Annotated in this window: 20 protein-coding genes; 10 read left to right on the plus strand and 10 right to left on the minus strand. The window is 65.1% G+C overall.

What is annotated here, in order from left to right; all coding sequences use genetic code 11:
• Nucleotides 1-79: 79 nt before the first annotated feature.
• Together P6U31_RS32215 and P6U31_RS32220 are read right to left on the minus strand one after the other, a co-directional pair.
• On the minus strand, nt 80-589 hold the full coding sequence (locus tag P6U31_RS32215) for a DUF1465 family protein (RefSeq protein ID WP_407185653.1): 510 nt from the start codon (nt 587-589) through the stop codon (nt 80-82).
• 517 nt (nt 590-1,106) lie between these two features.
• Nucleotides 1,107-1,298 (minus strand): DUF1192 domain-containing protein, encoded by a 192-nt coding sequence (locus P6U31_RS32220; RefSeq protein WP_407185654.1) that lies wholly within the window; start codon nt 1,296-1,298, stop codon nt 1,107-1,109.
• A gap of 116 nt (nt 1,299-1,414) precedes the next feature.
• Between P6U31_RS32220 and P6U31_RS32225 the strand changes: the two genes are divergently transcribed.
• Both P6U31_RS32225 and P6U31_RS32230 read left to right on the plus strand, forming a co-directional pair.
• Entirely contained in the window at nt 1,415-2,413 is a 999-nt protein-coding gene (locus tag P6U31_RS32225) for an NAD(P)H-quinone oxidoreductase (protein ID WP_407185655.1), read from the plus strand.
• Nucleotides 2,414-2,565: 152 nt separating this feature from the next.
• Nucleotides 2,566-5,442: an EAL domain-containing protein gene (locus P6U31_RS32230; protein WP_407185656.1), complete on the plus strand. Its 2,877-nt coding sequence runs from the start codon at nt 2,566-2,568 to the stop codon at nt 5,440-5,442.
• A 191-nt stretch (nt 5,443-5,633) separates the two neighbouring features.
• On the opposite strand, the gene P6U31_RS32235 is transcribed toward P6U31_RS32230, so the two are convergent.
• Entirely contained in the window at nt 5,634-5,897 is a 264-nt protein-coding gene (locus tag P6U31_RS32235; protein WP_407185657.1) for a hypothetical protein, read from the minus strand.
• 153 nt (nt 5,898-6,050) lie between these two features.
• On the opposite strand from P6U31_RS32235, the gene P6U31_RS32240 reads away from it, so the two are divergent.
• A complete protein-coding gene (locus P6U31_RS32240; RefSeq protein ID WP_407185658.1) occupies nt 6,051-7,547 on the plus strand; it encodes a diguanylate cyclase in 1,497 nt (498 codons plus the stop codon).
• 135 nt (nt 7,548-7,682) lie between these two features.
• Here P6U31_RS32240 and P6U31_RS32245 read toward each other — a convergent pair whose 3' ends face one another.
• Nucleotides 7,683-8,558 carry a UTP--glucose-1-phosphate uridylyltransferase gene (locus tag P6U31_RS32245; RefSeq protein ID WP_407185659.1) on the minus strand — a complete coding sequence of 292 codons (876 nt, stop codon included), beginning with the start codon at nt 8,556-8,558 and terminating at the stop codon, nt 7,683-7,685.
• A 271-nt stretch (nt 8,559-8,829) separates the two neighbouring features.
• Between P6U31_RS32245 and P6U31_RS32250 the strand changes: the two genes are divergently transcribed.
• Complete coding sequence (locus P6U31_RS32250) at nt 8,830-10,173, plus strand: lytic murein transglycosylase (protein ID WP_407185660.1); 1,344 nt, start codon at nt 8,830-8,832, stop codon at nt 10,171-10,173.
• Between the two features lie 170 nt (nt 10,174-10,343).
• Nucleotides 10,344-12,044 (plus strand): DUF459 domain-containing protein, encoded by a 1,701-nt coding sequence (locus tag P6U31_RS32255; protein ID WP_407185661.1) that lies wholly within the window; start codon nt 10,344-10,346, stop codon nt 12,042-12,044.
• A gap of 140 nt (nt 12,045-12,184) precedes the next feature.
• Here the strand turns inward: P6U31_RS32255 and P6U31_RS32260 are convergent, their stop codons facing one another.
• Nucleotides 12,185-12,556 carry a CsbD family protein gene (locus P6U31_RS32260; protein ID WP_407185662.1) on the minus strand — a complete coding sequence of 124 codons (372 nt, stop codon included), beginning with the start codon at nt 12,554-12,556 and terminating at the stop codon, nt 12,185-12,187.
• 152 nt (nt 12,557-12,708) lie between these two features.
• Nucleotides 12,709-13,446, minus strand: a complete 738-nt coding sequence (locus tag P6U31_RS32265; RefSeq protein ID WP_407185663.1) for an SDR family NAD(P)-dependent oxidoreductase — start codon at nt 13,444-13,446, stop codon at nt 12,709-12,711.
• A gap of 97 nt (nt 13,447-13,543) precedes the next feature.
• Here P6U31_RS32265 and P6U31_RS32270 point away from each other — a divergent pair, with 97 nt between their 5' ends.
• The gene (locus P6U31_RS32270) at nt 13,544-14,323 is read left to right on the plus strand and encodes an SDR family NAD(P)-dependent oxidoreductase (protein WP_407185664.1); all 780 of its coding nucleotides are present in this window, start codon (nt 13,544-13,546) and stop codon (nt 14,321-14,323) included.
• Nucleotides 14,324-14,420: 97 nt separating this feature from the next.
• A complete protein-coding gene (locus P6U31_RS32275) occupies nt 14,421-15,308 on the plus strand; it encodes a TauD/TfdA dioxygenase family protein (protein WP_407185665.1) in 888 nt (295 codons plus the stop codon).
• A gap of 128 nt (nt 15,309-15,436) precedes the next feature.
• Here the strand turns inward: P6U31_RS32275 and P6U31_RS32280 are convergent, their stop codons facing one another.
• The gene (locus P6U31_RS32280; protein WP_407185666.1) at nt 15,437-16,081 is read right to left on the minus strand and encodes a YqgE/AlgH family protein; all 645 of its coding nucleotides are present in this window, start codon (nt 16,079-16,081) and stop codon (nt 15,437-15,439) included.
• A 142-nt stretch (nt 16,082-16,223) separates the two neighbouring features.
• On the opposite strand from P6U31_RS32280, the gene P6U31_RS32285 reads away from it, so the two are divergent.
• The 3 genes from P6U31_RS32285 to P6U31_RS32295 all read left to right on the plus strand — a co-directional run bounded on the left by P6U31_RS32285 (nt 16,224) and on the right by P6U31_RS32295 (nt 19,556).
• On the plus strand, nt 16,224-17,063 hold the full coding sequence (locus P6U31_RS32285) for a protein-disulfide reductase DsbD domain-containing protein (RefSeq protein WP_407185667.1): 840 nt from the start codon (nt 16,224-16,226) through the stop codon (nt 17,061-17,063).
• A 103-nt stretch (nt 17,064-17,166) separates the two neighbouring features.
• Nucleotides 17,167-18,534, plus strand: coding sequence for a lipopolysaccharide biosynthesis protein (locus P6U31_RS32290; RefSeq protein ID WP_407185668.1), 1,368 nt, complete (start codon nt 17,167-17,169; stop codon nt 18,532-18,534).
• A gap of 197 nt (nt 18,535-18,731) precedes the next feature.
• Nucleotides 18,732-19,556, plus strand: a complete 825-nt coding sequence (locus P6U31_RS32295) for a sulfite exporter TauE/SafE family protein (RefSeq protein WP_407185669.1) — start codon at nt 18,732-18,734, stop codon at nt 19,554-19,556.
• A 155-nt stretch (nt 19,557-19,711) separates the two neighbouring features.
• On the opposite strand, the gene P6U31_RS32300 is transcribed toward P6U31_RS32295, so the two are convergent.
• The 3 genes from P6U31_RS32300 to P6U31_RS32310 all read right to left on the minus strand — a co-directional run bounded on the left by P6U31_RS32300 (nt 19,712) and on the right by P6U31_RS32310 (nt 22,256).
• A complete protein-coding gene (locus P6U31_RS32300; RefSeq protein ID WP_407185670.1) occupies nt 19,712-20,500 on the minus strand; it encodes a 3-hydroxybutyrate dehydrogenase in 789 nt (262 codons plus the stop codon).
• Between the two features lies 1 nt (nt 20,501).
• Entirely contained in the window at nt 20,502-21,677 is a 1,176-nt protein-coding gene (locus P6U31_RS32305) for a DUF3734 domain-containing protein (RefSeq protein ID WP_407185671.1), read from the minus strand.
• Between the two features lie 78 nt (nt 21,678-21,755).
• Nucleotides 21,756-22,256, minus strand: a complete 501-nt coding sequence (locus P6U31_RS32310) for a CAP domain-containing protein (protein ID WP_407185672.1) — start codon at nt 22,254-22,256, stop codon at nt 21,756-21,758.
• Nucleotides 22,257-22,383 lie beyond the last annotated feature (127 nt).

Here is a 22,383-nt window from a genome sequence, read left to right on the forward strand (position 1 = left end):
CTTGCGGCAAGCAATCCAGACTGCCTCTCCGGAGGCTCGCTGGATTGCTTCGCTTCGCTCGCAATGGCGGGGATAGGCCTTACCGCTCGAACGCGGCCTTCAGCGCGTTGAGGTGGGGCACCAGCGGATTGCCGATCGCGGCGTGCTCGGCCGGCGGGGTGTGGATGGTGGTGTCGAGGCGGCGGACGCGGGTCTGCAGGCTCATCGAGCGATGGATCAGGTCCTGGAGCTGCGAGGGCAGCTTCTCGATGGTGTCGGCGGGGCCGGGATCGGCGGCGCTGAGCTTGACCTTGGTCTTCTCGCGATTGGCCTGGCTCAGCGTCATCTCGCCTTCCTTCACGGCGCGGTGCAGCAGTAGCCATGAGGCGAGCTGCATCAGGCGGGTGGTGAGACGCATGCTCTCGGTGGCGTAAGTGAGGCTGGCGGCACGGTCGAGCGCCTTGGCCTCGACGCGGCCGGCGCCATCGAGATAGGCGGCGGTCTCTTCGACAAGGTCCATGCCCTCACGGAACAGCGCGCCGAACGCCGCAGAATTGGTGAAACGCTCGCTGAGTTGAACGAGAGCGCCGTCGGCCTGCAAACGTTCCATGGTTAACGCCCCTTACGCAACTGTCTGACTGTCCGGCTTTGGCGCCGGCTTATGATGAACAAATCATTGCGCGGGCGAGACGCGGAGTCCAGTGACAAGCGCGGATATGGTTTCCGCGGGTCATTCCCAGGAATTCAACCGCAACGCGATGCAAAAACGCAAAAAAAGAGCCGCCGGAGACCGGCGGCTTTGAAAGTTGATAACAGGGAGGCGTCAAACAGAGTGGACAGGAGCCACTCGGTGTCCAAACGAGGACAGTGTCAGTCATAAACCCGAAAGCTTAATTGACCGTAAACGAGCAAATTTATTGAGGGTTCGTTAGCCATGTCGGCCACTGGCCGAGTGGGGTGGAACGATCTCTCCACGGATCGCTTGCGGCGGAGGCCGAAAGTAGACCCTCATGGTGAGGAGCGCGCCCTTCGCGCGCGTCTCGAACCATCAAGGCCCGGCTCTCGCTGGCGGCCATCCTTCGAGACGACCGCTTCGCGGTCCCTCAGGTCAAGGACCACGGTTGTAGCTACTTCTTGAAGAAACTGTTCGCCGCATCGCGCGAGGCGCGCTTGCGGGTGGCGGCGTCCTCCAGCCTTGCGATCTCGGTCTTGAGCAGCGTCACGCGCTCGGTCAGTTCCTCGACCGACAAGAGTGAGAGATCCTGTCCGATCTCATGCGTGATCTTCTTGCGCGGGCGGTCGTCGTCTTCCATCGCCATCCTCGTTCCTCCCAAAGTCCGCGGACCGGACCCCACGGCTGAGGCGGTTGCCAGTCCGGACCGCGCTGGCTAAGCAAGGGCCTCGTTCATCCCGCACCTTTGCTCAAGGACACATCATGGACAAGCTGCCCGCGCAAATGACCGTGGTCGCCATCTCCAAGCCCGGCGGGCCGGAGGTGCTGGTGCCGGAACAACGGCCCGTGCCGCAGCCCGGTCCTGACGAGATTTTGGTCAAAGTGATGGCCGCGGGCGTCAACCGGCCCGACGTGGCGCAGCGCTCCGGCGTCTATCCGCCGCCGCCCGGCGCCAGCGACCTGCCCGGCCTCGAGATCGCCGGTGAGGTCGTCGCCGTCGGCAGCAACGCCAAGCGGCACAAGATCGGCGACAAGGTGATGTCGCTCGTCGCCGGCGGCGGCTATGCGCAGTACTGCATTGCCCAGGACGCCCAGGCGATGAGCGTGCCGCCGGCGCTGTCGATCAAGGAAGCCGGCGCGCTGCCGGAAACCCTGATGACGGTCTGGCACAATGTGTTCGAGCGCGGCGGCCTGAAGGCCGGCGAGACGCTGCTGATCCATGGCGGCTCCTCCGGCATCGGCACCATGGCGATCCAGCTCGCGAAGGCGTTCGGCGCCAAAGTGTTCGTCACCGTGGGATCGCAGGACAAGATCGACGCCTGCCTCAAGCTGGGCGCCGACCGCGCCATCAACTACAAGACCGAAGACTTCGTCGCGGTCGTCAAGGAAGAGACCAACAAGGAGGGCGTCAACCTGATCCTCGACATGGTCGCCGGCGACTACGTCGACCGCAACTATGATGCCGCCGCGGTCGACGGCCGGATCGTGCAGATCGCGACCCTCAACGGGCCCAAGGTCACCGTCAACATCGCCAAGGTGATGGTCAAGCGCCTCACCCATACCGGCTCGACCCTGCGCCCCCGTACTAATGCGGACAAGGCGGCGATGGTGGCCGCAATCGAGCAGAAAGTGATGCCGCTGCTGCGCGAAGGCCGGGTCAAACCGCTAATGGACAGCAGTTTCCCGCTGGAAAAGGCGGCCGATGCGCATCGGCGCATGGAAACCAGCGCACATATTGGCAAAATTGTGTTGGAGGTCTAGGCCTCCGGCCCACAGGCGGCGGCGGAAACCCTTTGATTTTCCTTGCTTTCGTGGCATCTATCGCGACGCACCGGGCGGTTTCCGCCCGGCTTGTGATCGCCTTCTAGAATCGCCTTGCACTCGAAGTTTGCGTCGAACGCGGAGAACTGACCTTGCGTCTGATCAGGTGCCTCGCGCCCATCGCGCTGGGCCTCATGATTCTTGTCGCCGCGTCCCCGGCGCGCGCGCTCGATGCCGTCAGCGTCCGCAGTGACGCGCCCGCGATCGACCTCACCGGCGTGCTCGAGCATCAGCGCAGCGATGCCGACCGCATCCAGGTCTCCACCGCGCCCGGCACCGACGGCATCGTCCGCCGCATCGAGGTGCGCGCCCGCGAGGGCGGGCAGAACTGGGTGGTGTTCGCGCTCGCCAACAACACCGACGACCAGCTCGACCGCCTGATCGTCGCCCCGCATTACCGTATCGTTTCCTCCGGATTGCTCTGGCCCGACCTCGGGCTGTCGCGCATCGCGACCATCACGCCTTCGATCGGCGACCGGCCCGAACGCCAGGAAAGCGCAACCGCGGACGTGTTCCGCATCACGCTCGATCCCGGCGCCGTCGTCACCTTCGTCGCGGAGCTGCGCACCGACAAGCTGCCGCAGCTCTATCTGTGGGAGCCCGAAGCCTACAAGGACAAGGTCAACTCGTTCACGCTGTACCAGGGCATCGTGATCGGCATCTCCGGACTGCTCGCGCTGGTGCTCACCATTCTGTTCGTGGTCAAGGGCAGCATCATGTTCCCGGCCGCCGCGGCGCTGGCCTGGGCGGTGCTGGTCTATATCGGCGTCGATTTCGGCTTCTGGGGCAAGGTGCTCGACATGTCGAACAACGCCGAGCGCATCTGGCGCGCGGCGGGTGAGGCGATCCTGGCCGCCACGCTCCTCGTGTTCCTGTTCGCCTATCTCAATCTCAGCCGCTGGCACGTGCGCTATTCGCACATCACGGTGGGGTGGCTCGCGTTCCTTGGCTCGCTGGTGGCGCTGGCCCTGTTCGACCCGGCGGTGGCCTCCGGCATCGCGCGCATCTCGCTGGTGCTGATCGCGTTCGCCGGATTCGCGCTGATCGTCTATCTCTCCACCCACGGCTTCGACCGCGCCGTGCTCTTGATCCCGACCTGGTTCCTGCTGGTGGTCTGGGTGGTCGCGGCCGGCATGACAGTGGCGGGTTCCGTCACCAACGACATCGTCGGCCCTGCCCTGCTCGGCGGCCTCGTGCTGATCGTGATGCTGATCGGCTTCACGGTGATGCAGCACGCCTTTGCCGGCGGCGGCGCCTCGACCGGCGTCGTCTCCGATATCGAGCGGCGCGCCCTGGCGCTGGCCGGCTCCGGCGACCTGATCTGGGACTGGGACGTCTCGGCCGACAAGGTCTTCACCAGCCCGGAGACCGAGGCCCTGCTCGGCCTCAAGCGCGGCACGCTGGAAGGCCCGGCCGCCTCCTGGTTGGAGGTGCTGCATCCGCTCGACCAGGACCGTTTCCGCGCCGCGCTCGACAGCGTGCTCGACCAGCGCCGCGGCCGCCTGGTGCAGGATTTCCGCCTGCGCACCCCGGACGGCCACTTCATGTGGTTCGCGCTCAAGGCGCGCCCGGTGGTCGGCTCCGACGGCGAGGTCTCGCGCGTCGTCGGCACGCTCACCGACGTCACCGAGCTGCGCAATGCCGAGGAGCGCCTGCTGCACGATTCCGTGCATGACAACCTCACCGGCCTGCCCAACCGCAAACTGTTCATGGACCGGCTCGGGGCGGTCGCGCATTTCGCCAAGAGCATGCCGACGCTGCGGCCGACGCTGATGGTGATCGACCTCGACCGCTTCAAGCAGGTCAACGATTCCGTCGGCATCGCCGTCGGCGATTCCATCCTGCTGACGCTGGCCCGCCGCCTCACCCGCATCCTGAAGCCGCAGGACACACTGGCCCGCATGGCCGGCGACCAGTTCGGCCTGATCCTGCTGTCGGAGCAGGACCCGGCCCGCATCACCGCCTTCGCCGAGACCATCCGCAAGACCATCCGCGCGCCGATCGCCTTCAACGACCGCGAGATCTTCCTCACCGCATCGATCGGCCTCGCGCTGTCCGATCCGCAGACGCAGCTGACGGACGAGATCATCAAGGACGCCGAGCTTGCGATGTATCACTCCAAGCGCATCGGCGGCGACCGCATCGACGTCTACAAGCCCGCGATGCGGGCGCGCAAGACCGATCGCCTGACCCTGGAAAGCGAGCTGCGCCGCGCCATCGAGCGCCAGGAGCTGACGATCCTGTACCAGCCGATCGTGCGGCTGGAGGATCGATCGGTCGCCGGCTTCGAAGCGCTGGCGCGCTGGGACCATCCGAAGCTCGGGCGCATGGCGCCGTCGGAATTCATCACCATCGCGGAGGAGACCGGCCTGATCGTCGACCTCGGCATGTTCGTGCTCGACCAGACCGCGAAACAGCTCTCGGTGTGGCAGCGCGCGATGCGCTCGCGCGAGCCGATATTCGCCTCGGTCAACGTCTCCTCGCGCCAGCTGCTGCGTCACGATCTGATCCACGATATCCGCACCGTGCTGTCGCGCTCCTCGGTGGCGCGCGGCACGCTCAAGCTCGAACTGACGGAATCGCTGGTGATGGAGAATCCGGAGCACGCCGCGCAGATGCTGACGCGGATCCGCGAGCTCGGCACCGGACTGTCGCTCGACGATTTCGGCACCGGCCATTCCTCGCTGGCCTATCTGCAGCGTTTCCCGTTCGACACGATCAAGATCGACCAGTCCTTCGTGCGCACCACCAACCGCGGCACGCGCCCGGTGATCCTGAAGTCAATCATTGCGCTCGCGCACGATCTCGGCATGGACGTGGTGGCCGAGGGCGCCGAGACGGATTCGGACGCAGTCGAGCTCTACCAGATGGGCTGCGAATACGCGCAAGGCTTTGCCTTCGGCGAGCCGATGGATGCGGACGCGGCGATGCGGCTGCTGACCGAAGTGCGGCTGGAAGCGGCGAGCTAGGGCTTCTCTTACCCTCCCCTGGAGGGGGAGGGTCGATCGCGCGCAGCGCGAGCGGGGTGGGGTGATCTCTCCATTCGGGCGCTGTTGGATGCGGAGAGACCGTCGTCACCCCACCCCGGCTCATGTCTCGCTTCGCTCAACATGAGCCGACCCTCCCCCTCCAGGGGAGGGTAAGAGCGGTGCCACACGCCCTATCGCCGCCGCTCACCCTTCTGCTTCCTGAACCTTACGCTCTGACCATCCGGCATCCGTGTCGCGACGAAGCCTGCGGCGAGGCACGCCTCGCGTTGCGGCATCTGGATGTCGGGGCTGCGCAGACTGTCCCACCACGAGGCACGATGCGCCGCGCGTGGCAGCGCCGCGCCGATGATCTCCTCGATCTGCTCGAAGCTCAGGACGAATTCGGCCTGCTTCTGCCGCATCAGATAGTCGCGCAACGCGTCGTAGTCGTTCACAATGGTCCTCTCGTCCGAAACCGGATCTGCTCGCACGAGGTCTGCCGAAAACCGCGAGCTTCGTAAACCGATTCTTAACTCATTGCGGCAGCGTTGTTCCACCTTAAACACTGCTCAAGATTTCGAGCGCATCCACTAGGGTCGGAGCAAACGATGCTGTCTGGATGGCGCGAAATCATGGCTCGGCGGCCGTGGCGGATTTCGGCGAAGCTGCTGATCATCTCGTCCGTGGTGACGGTGATCGGCTTTTCCGCCATTTGCGTCAACGTGATGCTCGACATGCGCCGTGGCGAGGAGGCGCTCGCCCGCCAGACACTGGAGAACCTCGCGACGACCATCCAGTCCGACGTCGGCCGCAACGTCGAGATCTACGATTTGTCCTTGAAGGCGGTCGCCAACAACATGCTGCTGCCCGAACTCGCAACGGTGTCGAAGCCGATCCGTCACCTGATCCTGTTCGACCATGCGACCACAGCCAAGCATTTCGGCGCGATCCAGGTGTTCGATTCCGAGGGCGGGCTGGCGATCGACGCCTCCACGCTCGATCCGCTCCCGGAGAACCGCAGCGAGGAGGACTATTTCAAGGTCCATCGCGACAATCCCGCCACCGGGCTCTACATCAGCCGTCCGATGCTGTTCCGCGGCGCTTATTCCATCGTGCTGAGCCGGCGCATCAGCGACACCGACGGCGGCTTCCTCGGCGTCGTCGCCGGCTCGATCCGCTTCAGCTATTTCCACGAATTGTTCGAGCGGCTGAATCTCGATCCCGAAGACACCATCACCGTGCTCAGGCGCGACCGCACCATCATGATGCGGCGGCCGTTCGACCTCGACATCATCGGCACGAATCTGAACGACCGGCGGGCCTGGAAGGCCGACAATCTCCCGATCGGCGCCGCCTATTCGGGACAGGGCCCGGTCGATCCGACGCCGCGGCTCTATGTTCGCAGCGGCGACAACGGACCGCTGTTCGTGGTGGCGGGCAAGCCGCTGGCCGCGGTGTTCGCGCTCTGGCAGAAGGAGGCGTTCCGCATCGGTGCCGTGGTGCTGGCTCTCATCCTGTTCGTGCTGGGATCGACGCTCGTGCTCGCGCGCGAGATCGGCCGGCGCGCCGAGGCCGAGCGCAAGCTCGAGGAGATGGCGACGACGGACGCGCTCACCGGCCTGAAGAACCGCCGCAAATTCGATTCCGTCATCGATATCGAGTGGCGCCGCGCGATGCGCCAGAAGGCACCGATCGCGCTGCTCATGATCGATGCCGATCACTTCAAGGCCTACAACGACACGTTCGGCCATCAGGCCGGCGACCAGGTGCTGGTCGGCATCGCCATCTGCATTGCCGATTCGGTGAGCCGGGCCGGCGACTGTGCCGCGCGCTATGGGGGCGAGGAATTTGCGGTGCTGCTGCCGAACACTTCGGCCACCGACGCCTTCAAGGTCGCCGAGGCGATCCGCAACAAGGTGCAGGGCTGGTCCGACGATCCCGTGATTTCGACGGTGTCCTGCGGCGTCGCCAGCCTCGTTCCCACCGCCGGAATGGACTGGTCGGTCCTGGTCGCCGCCGCCGACAAGGCGCTCTATGCCGCCAAGGCCGGCGGCCGCAACCAGTCGGTGGTGGCGAGCCTGCCTCAGCTGTCGCTGGTGGCGTGAGCGTTCTCTCCCGTCATTGCGAGGAGCCCGCGACAAAATTGCGAAGCAATTTTGCGCTGGTGCGACGAAGCAATCCAGACTTTGTCCGCTCAAAGATTCTGGATTGCTTCGCTTCGCTCGCAATGACAGCGGGAGCTACTGCCCCAGATATTTCTTCATCTCCGCGATCAGCCCGTCACGCAGCTCCGGGCGCTTCAGGCCGTAGGCGATGTTGGCGCGCAGGAAGCCGGGCTTGGCGCCGCAATCATGGCGCTCGCCCTCGAACTCGACGCCGTAGAACTTCTGCGACCTGGCGAGGCCGATCATGGCGTCGGTGAGCTGGATCTCGCCGCCGGCGCCGCGCTCCTGGGTCTCCAGGATCTTGAAGATCTCCGGCTGCAGGATGTAGCGGCCGGTGATCGAGAGGTTGGAGGGCGCGGTGCCCTTGGCCGGCTTCTCGACCATGCCGTCGACCTCGAACATCTTGCCATTGCGCTTGCCGACGCCGCAGATGCCGTATTGATGCGTGAGATGGTCGGGCACCGCCTCGACCGCGATCAGATTGGACTTCTCGCCGAGCGAGGAGGCCATCTCGATCATCTGCTTGAGGCAGCCGGGCGTGTTGAGCACGAGCTCGTCGGGCAGCACGACGGCGAACGGCTCGTTCCCGACGATGTCGCGCGCGCACCAGACGGCGTGACCAAGGCCGAGCGGCGCCTGCTGGCGGGTGAAGCTGACGGCACCGGCGTCGGGCTGGTTCTGCGCCAGGATGTCCTGCTCGGCTTTCTTGCCGCGCGCGGCGAGCGTCGCGTCGAGCTCGTACATCCGGTCGAAATGATCTTCGATGACGTTCTTGTTGCGGCCGGTGACGAAGATGAAGTGCTCGATGCCGGCCTCCTTCGCCTCGTCATAGACGTACTGGATCAGCGGCTTGTCGACGATAGTCAGCATTTCCTTCGGCATAGCCTTGGTGGCGGGCAGGACGCGAGTGCCGAGGCCGGCGACGGGGAATACGGCTTTGCGAATTTTCATGTGATTGTTCGAATACCTGGGGGCAGATGGGAACGGGGCCGGGAACGGAGCAATGGCACCTTGCTAGCCTGTTTGCAGCCGCCAACAAAGGCGGATGTGGGGCCTCATCCGCGCAGAGTTAAGAAAAAGGCCGCCGCCAAAATTTCACTTTTGTTAAGCTATTGGCAACCGTAACCAGGCCTCCTGATGGCGAATTGTTAAGGCCGGCAGGTGGGACATGATGCGATCGGTGGCAGCACAGGCAAGACGGGCGGTATCCCTGACCGGCGCAATGACGATTGCGGCCGCCTTGCTGCTGCCGGCCGGCGCGCACGCCCAGACACAGAACGGCTTGTCCAACCTGTTCGGCGGCATCTTCTCGGGTGCAAACCCGGCGCCTTCTGAAACAGCGCCCGGCCCGGGTGGCGCGCCAAGCGGAGCGCTGCCTTGGAGCGGCGAGGACGGCGCTTCCGGCCATCCGCTGATGACAGCCGCGGCGATCCGCGAGGCTGCCGGCAATTTCAGCAATTGCGTCGCCGGGATGTGGCCCGATGCCGCGCGGCGCGGCGTCACGCAGGAGAACTTTCAGCACTTCACCGCAGGCCTCAGCCCCGATCTGCGCATCATGGACCTGATGGACTCGCAGCCGGAGTTCACAAAATCGATCTGGGACTATCTCGACATCCTCGTGAACGACAACCGCCTCGCCAAGGGGCGCGAGATCCTCGCCAAATACAAGGCGCAGTTCGACGCCACCGAGAAGGCCACCGGCGTCGACCGCTACATCATCGCCGCGATCTGGGGCATCGAGTCCAACTACTCGACACAGATGGGCGATCGCAGCGTGCTGCAATCGACCGCGACGCTCGCCTGCATCGGTCGCCGCCAGGCCTATTTCAAGGACGAGTTCCTCTCCGCGCTGGAGATCCTCAACCGCGGCGATCTCAGGCCGGAGCAGATGCGCGGTTCCTGGGCCGGCGCCTTCGGCCCGACCCAGTTCATGCCGACTGCGTTCAAGCGCTTTGCCGTCGACGGCGACGGTGACGGCCGGCGCGACGTCGTCGACAATCCCAGCGATTTGATCGCCTCGACCGCCAACAATCTGAAGAAGGACGGCTGGCAGCCTGGCCAGACCTGGGGCTACGAGGTCGTGGTGCCCCAGGGCTTCAACTACATGCTGGCCGATCGCGCCAAGGCGATGCCGATCGCGCAATGGGAGAAGCTTGGGCTGAAGCGTCCGAACAATCAGCCCTTCCCGCATCCGACCGAGAAAGCCTATCTGCTGGCGCCGGCCGGCGCGCAGGGACCCGGCTTCCTGATGCTGCAGAACTACCGCGTCATCATGAAGTACAACCCGGCCGAGGCCTATGCGCTGGCGATCGGCCATTTCGCCGACCGCCTGCGTGGTGGCCAGCCCTTCGTGCAGCCCTGGCCGCGTCAGGAGCGGGAGCTGTCGCGTACCGAGCGGCTGGAGCTGCAGCAGCTTCTGGCCCAGCGCGGCTTCTACAAGGGCACCCCGGACGGCCAGTTCGGCGGCCAGACCCGGGAAGCCCTGCGCAATTTCCAGGCCTCGATCGGGGTGCCCGCCGACGGCTTCGCGTCATCCGATGTGCTGGACCGGCTGCGCGGGCGGTAAAATCGGCCCGAAAGTAACCCTGAACCGGGATTTCGGCAGCCAGCCTTGACGGGGGCCGCTGTTCCCCGGTGTATGGGGCAAGAATCTGCAGCGGAATTTGCCCGTTTGGCGCCCGATTCCGTTATTATATTGAGCCACTCTGGATCCCCACTGCGCGTGCCTGAGATCGCATGTCGAAGAAGTCCCTCTTCAAGGCGCTGACCGAGACCGGCCCGTTGATCGCGCTGGGGACGGCGCTTGCGATCCTGGTTGCGGTCGCGGGTCCTGCCTCGGCGCAGTTCTTCAACTTCCCCGGCTTCGGCGGCCCGCCGCAGCGTTCGGCTCCGCCACCACAGCGGGGCGGCGGTGGAGGTGGATGGTTCGGCGGCGACTTCTTCGCACCGTTCCAGCAGCCACCGCCGCAAGCGCCGCGTCAGGATTTTTCGCGCGCCCCGGCGCCGGCCAAGCGCGACACCATCCCCGACAAGAACGTGCTGGTGATCGGCGACGCCATGGCCGACTGGCTCGCCTATGGCCTGGAAGACGCCTATGCCGAGCAGCCCGACATGGGCGTGATCCGCAAGCACAAGACCGTCTCGGGCCTGATCAAGTACCAGCCGCGCGGCGAGCCCTCGGACTGGGCGGCGGCGGCAAAAGGGATTCTCGAGACCGAAAAGCCCGACGTCATCGTCGTCATGCTGGGCCTCAACGACCGCGCCGCGATCCGCGAGCCTGCCGCAGACAAGGCTACGGATAAGGACAAGGACAAGAAGAACGACAAGGGCGCGCGCGGCAAGCCACCGGCAAAGCCCGGCACCGACAGCGCCGCCAAGCCCGACGACAAGGCCGCCGACAAGCCCGCCGATGCCGACCTGCCGCAGGACGACGCCGACAACGCCGACGCGCCAGTGGCGGCGCCCGAGAAGACGGCCCGCAATCCGAACGGGCTCTACGAATTCCGCGACGAGCGCTGGGTCGAGCTCTACGGCAAGAAGATCGAGGAGCTCGCCAACATCCTCAAATCCAAGGGCGTGCCGGTGCTCTGGGTCGGCCTGCCCGCGGTGCGTGGGCCCAAGGGCACCGCGGACACGCTGTTCCTGGATTCGCTCTACCGCGAGGGCGCGGCCAAGGCGGGCATCACCTATGTCGATGTCTGGGATGGCTTTGTCGACGAAGCCGGCCGCTTCCTGCAGAAGGGCCCCGACTTCGAAGGCCAGATCCGCCAGCTCCGCAGCTCAGACGGCGTCTATTTCACCAAGGCCGGCGCGCGCAAGCTCGCGCATTATGTCGAGCGCGAGATCACGCGCCTGTTGGCGGGACGCTCCGGTCCGATCGCGCTGCCGAGCGAGCCGGCGACCCCCGACACCAGCGCCGAACCCGGCAAGCCCGCGCCGCGGCCGCTGGCGGGGCCGATCGTGCCGCTGGTTGCAGCGTCGATCTCGACCGATCAATTGCTGGGCGGGCCGGGCTCGCGTCCCGCCGCCGTCGATGCGCTGGCTGCGAGGACGATGGTGAAAGGCGAGCCGCTGACCGCGCCGGCCGGTCGCGCCGACGATTATGCCTGGCCGCGCCGCGAAGTCGGCCGCGAGCAGGCCAAGGGCGATACGCCGATGGCGGCGACGACGCCGGAGGGCAACCCCGCCGCCAGTCCCGCTGCGCCGGGAGCTGCCGCCGCGATCGCGCCGCCGAAACTCGCGCCGAAGAAGCCGCCGGTCTCGCCGCAACAGCCGGCACAGGCGACGCCCACATTCCGCGATTTCTTCGGCTTCGGCTCTCCCCAGCCGCCGCCGCGTCAAATGACGCCGGCGCCCGGACCGCGCAATCTGAATCCCAATCCGGGCGTCCCGCGCCCGCCGGGCAATGTTGGCCGCTCGGCCGAGATGTTCCGGTAATTCGTCTCTGGCGATTTCAAATGTCATTCCGGGACGCGCGTAGCGCGATCCCGGAGTTCATCGTGCCACCGGCAATGTTGATGAATGGATTCCGGGCCCGCGCCAGGAGGCGCGCCCCAGAATGACGCACGGCATTAGACTTAATAGCGCCAGCGCGACGGCGGCGGACGGCGTGCAGGGCGTGACATCAGGAGCGCGAGCGCGAAGCCGATGCCACCGGCCACCAGCAGCGCGCCGAGCGGCTTGTCCTGCACCTTCTTCGACAGAGCCTGCGTGCCGTCGCGGAAGGTCTCGCCGCTGTTGTCATAGGCGTCCTTGGCGTAGCTGGTCGCGGTGTCCGCGGCGTCACGCACGGCATCCTTGGCCTGGCCGTAGAGATTCTGCACCGTGCCTGCGGCCTCGCGCGCCTTGCCCGACGCCTGCGTTTTGGCATCGCCTGCCATGTCTCCGATCGCGCCTTCCGCGCGTCCGGCATATTCCTTGGCCGATCCAACAATCCGATCCGTGTCCATGATGCTCCTCCTCGGGGGTCAGCCCAAGTAACCGATCAGGCGCGGCGCAGTTCCAAGTCATGACGAAAGTGTAGCCTGGGTGAGCGCAGCGACACCCGGGAACGACAAGGACGATCCCGGATGTCGCTTCGCTGATGCGGGTTACAAGATCGCTACAGGATCAGCCCGCCATCGACGACCAGCGTCTGGCCGATGATGTAGGACGACAGCGGCGAGGCGAGGAACAGCGCCGCACCCGCCATGTCGGCCGGCGTGCCCAATCGCCGCAGCGGGATGCGCGCGAGCGCGCCTTCGAGCCGCTTCGGGTTGTCGGTCGTCACCTTCGTCATCTTGGTGTCGACGAGCCCGGGTGCGATGCCGTTGACGCGGATGCCGTCCTCGGCCCAGGCTTCGCCGAGTGTGCGCGTCAATCCGACCGCGCCGGTCTTCGAGGCGTTGTAGGCGGGATTGCCCATGGTGGAATGATAGGCTGCGGTCGAGGACACCATGATCAGCGCCCCCTTCGAATCCCGCAACATGGAATGAAACCGCGTGGCGCAGGCCATCAGGCTCATCAGATTGACCTCGACGACCTTGCGGAAGCCAGCCATCTCGAACTCACCGCGGCGATAGAGCACCGCGCCTTGCGCGAGCACGAGCACGTCGAGCCTGTCGAAGGACGGCTTGAACGCCTCGACCGCACCGGGATCGCTGACATCGAGCTGCGCATATGAGAGGCCGGTGAGATCGGAGCCCTCCTCGGCCGAATAGTCCTTCGGCTGAGCCCGCGTGCCGCACACTGCTACATGCGCGCCGCGCGTGCGAAAGGCCTGCGCGATGCCGTTGCCGATCCCGCTGGAGCCACCGACGACCAGTACCTGCTTGCCTGAGAAATCGAGCTCGTTCGCCATGGCGGCCTCCCCTTTTGTCTTGCTTGTTTGACCTGTCTGCGGATCGATGCCAGCCTTGTCAATCATAACAAGAACAAGCAGGTTCCGAGGAAACAACATGTCCGGGTTCAAAGAGCTCAGCCGGTCAGTCAAGGGACTGACCGTTCTCGTCACCGGCGCGGCGAGCGGCATGGGGCGCGCGACAGCGCTCTTGTTCGCTGCCGAAGGCGCCAACGTCGCCGTCACCGATTTCGACGCGCAAGGCGCGCACACCCTGGCCGAGGACATTGCCGCCCGCGGCGGCTCCGCGAAGGCGTGGAAGCTCGACGTTGCCGATGGCAGCGAGATCAAGCGCGTTGTCGGCGAGATTGCCGCACATTTTGGCGGGCTCGACATCGTCGTCAACAACGCCGGCATCTCCGTGCGCGTCGCGATCGACGACGAAGCCTACGAAGACGCCTGGGCCAGGGGCATCGCGGTGATGCTGACGGCGCATCCGCGCATCATCCGCGCCGCGCTGCCGCATCTGCGCCAATCGAAATGTCCGCGCATCGTCAACATCGCCTCGACCGAGGCGCTCGGCGCCACCGCATTGCACAGCCCCTATTCGGCGGCAAAGGGCGGTGTCGCCAGCCTCACCCGCTCGCTGGCCGTCGAGCTCGGCCGCGAGGGCATCACCGTCAACTGCATCTGCCCGGGCCCGATCCGCACCGCGATCACCGACCGCATCTCCGAAGAGCACAAGACGATCTACGCCAAGCGCCGCACCGCACTCGGCCGTTACGGCGATCCCGAGGAGGTCGCGCATATGACGCTGAGCCTGTGCCTGCCGGCGGCGTCGTTCCTGACGGGTGCGGTCATCCCGGTTGACGGCGGGTTGATGGCGAGGAATGCGTGAGAGCCATGCGCCCGAAGCGTTGACAACGACAGGACCGGGAGTAGCTTTTTCACTGACAGAGCGGGACCAACCGCTTGCGACCTGTGGGAGAAACGCCATGACGATCGCCATCCGGCAGCTTCAGAAGCATTTTGTCGGCGAGGTTTCCGGCCTCGATCTGCGAAAGCCTCTCACCGAGGCCGAAGCGCGCGAGATCGAGGCCGCCATGGACAAGTATGCGGTGCTGGTGTTCCACGACCAGGACATCACCGACGAGCAGCAGATGGCCTTCGCGCTGAATTTTGGTCAGCGCGAGGACGCGCGGGGAGGCACCGTAACCAAGGAAAAGGACTACCGGCTGCAGTCGGGCCTGAACGACGTCTCCAATCTCGGCAAGGACGGCAAGCCGCTGGCGAAGGACAGCCGCACGCATTTGTTCAACCTCGGCAATTGCCTGTGGCACTCCGACAGCTCGTTCCGCCCCATTCCCGCAAAATTCTCGCTGTTGTCGGCGCGCGTGGTGAACCCGAAGGGCGGTAACACCGAATTTGCCGACATGCGCGCCGCCTATGACGCGCTCGACGACGAGACCAAGGCGGAGATCGAGGACCTCGTCTGCGAGCACTCGCTGATGTATTCGCGTGGTTCGCTCGGCTTCACCGAATACACCGACGAAGAGAAGGAGATGTTCAAGCCGGTGCTGCAGCGGCTGGTGCGGACGCATCCCGTGCATCGGCGCAAGTCGCTGTATCTGTCATCGCATGCCGGCAAGATCGTCGGCATGAGCGTGCCGGAGGGCCGGCTGCTGCTGCGTGATCTCAACGAGCACGCGACGCAGCCAGAGTTCGTCTACGTCCACAAATGGAAGCTGCATGACCTCGTGATGTGGGACAATCGCCAGACCATGCACCGCGTCCGCCGCTACGACCAGTCGCAGCCTCGCGACATGCGCCGTGCGACCGTGGCGGGGACGGAGCCGACGGTACAGCAGCAGGCGGCGGAGTAGGCAGGCGCTGTCGTCATTGCGAGGAGCGAAGCGACGAAGCAATCCAGACTGCCTCGGCGGAAAATTCTGGATTGCTTCGCTTCGCTCGCAATGACGACGAGTGAGAGCTGTGCGAAACACTCTACCAGCTACGCGTGCCCGGCTTCGTTCGAGAGCATGCCGGGATCGATGCCGATCTTCTGCAGGGCGCGGTTGTATTTGTCATCGACGTCATCGCCGAAGATCAGATCCGCATCGGCATCGCAATGCAGCCAGCCGTTGCTCTGGATCTCGGTCTCGAGCTGGCCCGGCGCCCAGCCGGCATAGCCGAGCGCGAGAATGGCGTGCTTGGGGCCGGAGCCGTTGGCAATGGCGCGCAGGATGTCCACGGTCGCCGTGAGGCAGACGCCCTCGTCGATCCGCAGCGTCGCGTTCTCGATGTAGAAGTCGCTGGAATGCAGCACGAAGCCACGGCCGGTGTCGACCGGACCGCCGCGCAGCACCTTCATGCTTTCGGCATTCTCCGGCAGCTTGATGTGCTCGCCCTTCTTGATGATGCCGAGCTGCTGCAACAGCTCGGGGAAATCGATACTGCCGGCCGGGTGGTTCACGATGATACCCATCGCTCCCTCCGCCGAATGGGCGCAGAGATAGATCACCGAGCGCTCGAAGCGGGAATCGCCCATCACGGGCATCGCGATCAGCAGGCGGCCGTCGAGATAACCAGCCGAACTCGGCAGCGCGGGGCCCGCGCCGCGGGTGCTTTCGCCCGTCCTCTTGCCTGTGGGAGCCATCGGTGAAGCACTCCGGTTTCAATTCCTATCCTGATGTCGGGCCGGGCCGCTGTCAAATCAAGGCTTGCAGTGATTCGATTCAAGTGCATCCATCACAAGCAATTCAATGGTTTGCCCAGGGGCGACCCTGTAAAGACGTGCCATGCTCACAAGAGTTCCCCTGCGTGCGGCGATTGGCGTCGCGGCAACCCTGCTTGCGTCGTCGCTGGCGATCGCAGCCCGCGCCGACGACGCTTCGCCGTGGCAGCGCGAGGGTCATTCCGCGGTGCGGCTATTGGCGGGATCACGCAGCGGCGCCGTCCTGCTCGGCGGTATCGCCTTCCAGCTCCAACCGGGATGGAAGACCTATTGGCGCAGCCCCGGGGATTCCGGCGTTCCACCGCGGTTCGACTTCTCGAAGTCGGAGAATGTCGAGGCGGTGACGGTAATGTGGCCTGCGCCGCTGAAATTCGACGACGGCGCGGGCGGCCATTCGATCGGCTATCACAACCAGGTCGTGCTGCCCTTGCGCATCGTCGCCAAGGCGGCCGACAAGCCCGTGACGTTGCGCGCCGAGATCAATTACGCGGTGTGCGAGAAGCTCTGCATTCCGGTCGAGGCCAGCGCCGAGCTCGGCTTCAACAGCGTCGCCTCGACCGAGGATGCGAATCTGCGTGCCGCGCTCGACACGGTGCCGAAGCCCGCCAATATCGGCGATCCCAATCCGCTCACCATCCGCGACGTCAAGCGCGACGGGCCGAAGAACGTGGTGGTCGACGTGGTTGTCCCTGACAGCCGCGAGGTCAATTTGTACGTGGAAGGGCCGACGCCCGATTGGGCGTTGCCAATTCCGGCTCCGGTCGACCAGAGCCCGGCCGGCGTCAAACGCTTCTCGTTCGAGCTCGATGGATTGCCGCCGGGCGCCAAGCCCGACGGCGCCGCGCTGAAATTCACGCTGGTCGGACCGGAGAAGTCATACGAGTTCAACACGAATCTGGAGTGAGGCGACAGCACTCCACCCAACCGAATCTTAACGAATGGTTGCTAATTCCTGAGGTCACCGCATCAAGCCCGCCGCGGCAAGCGGAACGCTGGGGACCTTCGAATTGGCCGTGATGGATGCACAACCCGCGACGACCGGACGGGCCGGGCTGATTGCAAGGCTGCGGGCCAGGTTGACGGGCGGGCCGAGCGAGGCCTCGCTGACGCGGCGGCTCGCCGGCACCATCTTCATCATTCGCGTCATCAGCGCCGGGCTCGCCTATGGCTCGCAGGTTCTGCTGGCGCGCTGGATGGGCAGCTCCGACTACGGCATCTATGTCTATGTCTGGACCTGGGTGCTGCTGCTCGGCAGCATGATGGATTTCGGCATCTCGGCCTCGGCGCAGAAAATCATTCCGGAGTACCGCGGCAGCGGCGAGCACACGCTGCTCCGAGGGTTCCTCTCCGGCAGCCGCTGGCTGACCTTTGCCGTGTCGACGCTGGTGTCGCTCGCCCTTGCCGGCATCGTCAAATTGCTGTCGCCCTGGATCCACCCGGCCGAGGAGCTGCCGCTCTATATCGGCTGCATGACCCTGCCCGCCTTCGTGGTCGCCAACACCCAGGACGGCATCGCGCGGTCGCATGACTGGATGCAGCTCGGCCTCATGCCGCAGTTCATCATCCGCCAGGCGTTGATCATCGGCATCACCGCGATCGCCTTCCTGCTCGGTTATCATCTCGGCGCCGTCGCGGCGATGGTTGCGAGCGCCGCCGCCGTGTGGATCGCGATGACCGGGCAGATGATGGTGCTGAACCGCAGGCTCGCCGATCACATCGCGCCCGGCCCCAAGGCTTACGACATCCGCGGCTGGCTCGCCGTCTCGCTGCCGATCCTGCTGGTCGAGAGCTTCTACCTGCTGCTGTCCTACACCGACGTGCTGGTGCTGCAGCAATTCCGCCCCTCCGACGAGGTCGGCGTCTATTTCGCTGTCGTGAAGACGCTGGCGCTGGTCTCGTTCATCCACTACGCGATGTCGGCGACGACGGCGCACCGCTTCGCCGAATACAACGCAAGCGGCGACAAGGCGCGGCTGTCGGCCTATGTCGCGCATGCGATCAGCTGGACGTTCTGGCCGTCGCTGGCGGCGACGATCGTGCTGCTCGCGCTCGGCAAGCCGCTGCTCTGGCTGTTCGGGCCGCAATTTGTGGTCGGCTACGACATCATGTTCGTCGCCGCGATCGGGCTCGTGGTGCGCGCCGCGATCGGGCCGGTCGAGCGGCTGCTCAACATGCTTGGCCAGCAGAAGATCTGCGCGCTGGCTTATGCACTGGCCTTCGTGATGAACGCCGTGCTCTGCATCGCGCTGGTCCCACGCTATGGCGGCCACGGCGCGGCGGCCGCGACCTCGATCTCCCTCACCTTCGAAACGGTGCTGTTGTTCTGGATCGTGCGGCAGCGCCTCGGCTTGCACGTGCTGGCGTTCGGCAAATAGGCGCCGCACGCCCGCTTTGCCCAGCGCAACTCGGGGAACGGCCCTGCCTGAGCACGCCTACGCAGGAGGAAAAACTCCTCCCTTTACTCGATATGATGCAAAATTTTTCTTATTGTACCCAAGAGGTTGCAGGTCGGGGGAACTTTATTCTACGTCGTATTGCCTAACCGACGAGATCAACCTAAGATTCCCCAGAAATGTTCGATCCACTCTACGTCGTCTCTGGATTCGGCGTCGGCCTTCTTGTCGGGATGACCGGCGTGGGCGGCGGCTCGTTGATGACGCCGCTCCTGATCCTGCTGTTCGGTATTCATCCGTCCACAGCGGTCGGAACCGACCTGCTCTATGCCGCCGCCACCAAGACCGGCGGCAGCGTGATGCATGGCTGGTCGCGCAGCGTGCACTGGCCGGCGGTGCTGCGGCTCGCCTGCGGCAGCATTCCCGCGAGCGCGCTGACGCTGCTGGTGCTGTGGAAGCTCGACCTGCGAAGCGATGCCGAGCGCAGCCTGGTCAACCTGGTGCTGTGCTTCGCGCTGCTGCTGACCGCGACGTCGCTGATCTTCCGCAAGTCGATCATGGAGCGCTACCGCAGCAGGCTGGAGCGTGTCGACGATCGCACCACCGCGATCGCCACCGTCGTGACCGGCATCGTGCTCGGCGTGCTGGTCTCGATCTCGTCGGTCGGTGCCGGCGCGGTCGGCGTCACCGTGCTGCTGCTGCTCTATCCGCGTCTGCCGATGGCGACCATCGTCGGCTCCGATATCGCCCATGCGGTGCCGCTGACGCTGGTCGCCGGCATCGGTCACTGGGCGCTCGGCGACGTCGATTGGGCGCTGATGGCCGTCTTGCTGATGGGCTCGCTGCCCGGCATCATCGTCGGCAGCTACAGCGCGACGCGCGTGCCCGAGACGGTGTTGCGCCTGACGCTTGCCAGCGTGCTGTTCGTGGTCGCCGGCAAGATCATGTATGCGGAGCTGAACCTGTCGTCCGTGATCGTGACGGCGCTGGCCTGGACGCATTAGCTAGGCCAGAGAAGTGCTCCATCTCACTGTCATCGCCCGGCTTGACCGGGCGATCCAGTACTCCGAGAAAGCCATGATTGAATCGATAAGCCGCGGCGTACAGGATGCCCCGGTCGAGCCGGGGCATGACAGTGAGCTAGCTGAACCGGCGCGACTTACTCCGCGGTCCAGCCGCCGTCGATCGAAAGATTGGTGCCGGTGATCTGGGCGGCGTCATCGCTGCACAGGAACAGCGCCAGCGCGGCGACCTGCTCGGAAGTGACGAACTCCTTGGTCGGCTGCGCATCGAGCAGCACGTCGTTGATGACCTGCTCGCGCGTCAGATTGCGTGCCTTCATGGTGTCGGGGATCTGCTTCTCGACCAGCGGCGTCCAGACATAGCCGGGGCTGATGCAGTTGCAGGTGATCTTGTGGGTCGCGACTTCCAGCGCCACGGTCTTGGTCAGGCCCGCGATGCCGTGCTTGGCCGAGACATAGGCCGACTTGAAGGGCGAGGCGACCAGCGAGTGCGCGGACGCCGTGTTGATGATGCGGCCCCAGCCCTTCTTCTTCATGCCGGGCACCGCGGCGCGGATGCCATGGAAGGCGGAGGACAGGTTGATCGCGATGATCTGGTCCCACTTCTCGATCGGAAATTCCTCGACCGGCGAGACGAACTGGATGCCGGCATTGTTGACGAGGATGTCGACCGAGCCGAATGTCTTCTCGCCGAGCGCGATCATCCCGGCGATCTCGGCGGGCTTGGTCATGTCGGCGGGCGAATAGATCGCCTTCACCTTGAAATCCGCCTCGATCTTGGCGCGCTCCTTCTCGATGTCCTCCGGCGAGCCGAAGCCGTTGATGACGACGTTGGCACCGGCGCTGGCGAACGCACGCGCATAAGCGAGCCCGATGCCGCTGGTGGACCCGGTCACGACGGCATTCTTGCCTGACAGACTACCCATTCTATTCGCTCCTTTTTGCCGGGGGCGCGGAGACGTCCCCCGTGAGATCGTAGGTCACCATGGTCTCGCCGGACTGCGGCCGCTCGAGCCAATCCTTGTGGCGCATCGACAGATGCACGTCGCGCACGCCGGCCTCCCAATGCTCGACCATGGCGACGTGCGAGAAGTCGTAATCCTTGGACGAGGATTCGTAGTTCTTGCTGCGGTAGATCAGATGCACCACGGTGACGGTGCTTTCGCGCGACACTTTCGCCAGGAATTCGACCGAAGGGTCGTTCTTCAGATAATCCGGCAATTTGCCGATCAGGTCGCGCACGGCCCTGCGGGCGTTGTGCAACTGCTTGTTCTTGTCGGTGTTCATCCGCGTGCGGCTGGAATAGCGGATGTCCTTCTCGCGCTCGGCGGCCTCCAGTAGCGAGGTCGGCAGATCGCCGCGCGCGGAAAACAGGTCGACCTGGAAGATCAGCATGTCGCGATCGACCTCGGCATCGAGCACATAGTCGAGCGGCGTGTTGGAGGCGATGCCGCCGTCCCAATAGTGCTCGCCTTCGATCATCACGGAGGGAAAGCCGGGCGGCAGCGCGCCGGAGGCCATGATGTGCTCGGGACCGATGGACTTGCCGAGCTTCTTGAACTCGAAATTGTCGAAATATTTGAAGTTGCCTGAGGTGACCCCGACGGCGCCGACCGACAGACGGGTCTTCAGGTCGTTGATGCGGTCGAAATCGACGAGACGCTCCAGCGTCTTCTTCAGCGGCGAGGTGTCGTAATAGCTCTCGGCCTGCGGGCTGCCGGGCGGCCAGAGCGGCGCCGGCGGAATCCGCGGCGTGAAGAAGCCGGGCACACCGAAGGTCGCAATCAGCGCGGCACTGGTCGAATTGAACAGCTCACGGCTATGATCGCTCTTGTCGATCGGCTTCCACGGCACCGGCGCCGACACCATCTCCCAGAATTCCTTGAGCCGCTTGACCCGGGTCTGCCCCTCGTTGCCGGCGATGATGGCGGCGTTGACCGCGCCGATCGAAATGCCGGCGACCCATTCCGGCTCGAAGCCGGCGCCGCACAGCGCCTGATAGGCGCCGGCCTGGTAGGAGCCGAGCGCGCCGCCGCCCTGCAGGACCAGGACGCGTTGCGCATTCGCGGGGATGCTGGCGGATTCCGGGCTACGATCGGTCATGGGGGAACAATAGCAAATGGCGCGCCACCGTGGCGACCCTCCGCCGCGGCGTCAATGCATGCCGGGATCAAGTCTGGCTTATCGCTCCGTCGAGGCCAGGATCATGGTCCAGAACACCTTGTATTTGGTGCCGGGAGCATAGCTCGCCGCGATGCCCAATTTTGTGACACCGCCCTTGAGCATGTTGGCGCGATGCGGGGGCGAGTCGCGCCAGCCGGAAAACGCTTCCGCCAGCGTATGATAGCCGGCCGAGATGTTCTCGACCGCCACGGTCGCGGGATAGCCGCCGGCGGCCAGGCGCTTGGCCAGCGGCGCACGGACGTCATGGTCCATCTTGTTGGCCGCCGCCATCGCATTTGACTGGGATTCAGCGAGGCGCATCAGATCGGGATCGATCACGACGGCGCCAAGGGCGTTGTTCTGGCGATATTGCGAGATCATGATCGCGGCCGCCTGCGCATCCAGCTTAGAGCCCGGAACCGCCATGTCGGCATACATGGACGGCTGCTGGACCGGTGTCTCGTTGCCGGCACAGCCGGCGAGCAGCAAAGTGATGAGAATTGCGGCCGCAGCGCGCATGGAGTGCCCCCAAATGAGGGGCCGTTGTTGCATACCAACCGTGGCTGAAAGGTGAATTTTGAAGAGAATTTGAGCCGTCATTCCGGGGCAGTGCGCAGTACTGAACTCTGGTGCGCAACTGCGCACC

The sequence above is a fragment of the Bradyrhizobium centrosematis genome, assembly GCF_045571495.1.
Lineage (GTDB): Bacteria > Pseudomonadota > Alphaproteobacteria > Rhizobiales > Xanthobacteraceae > Bradyrhizobium > Bradyrhizobium centrosematis.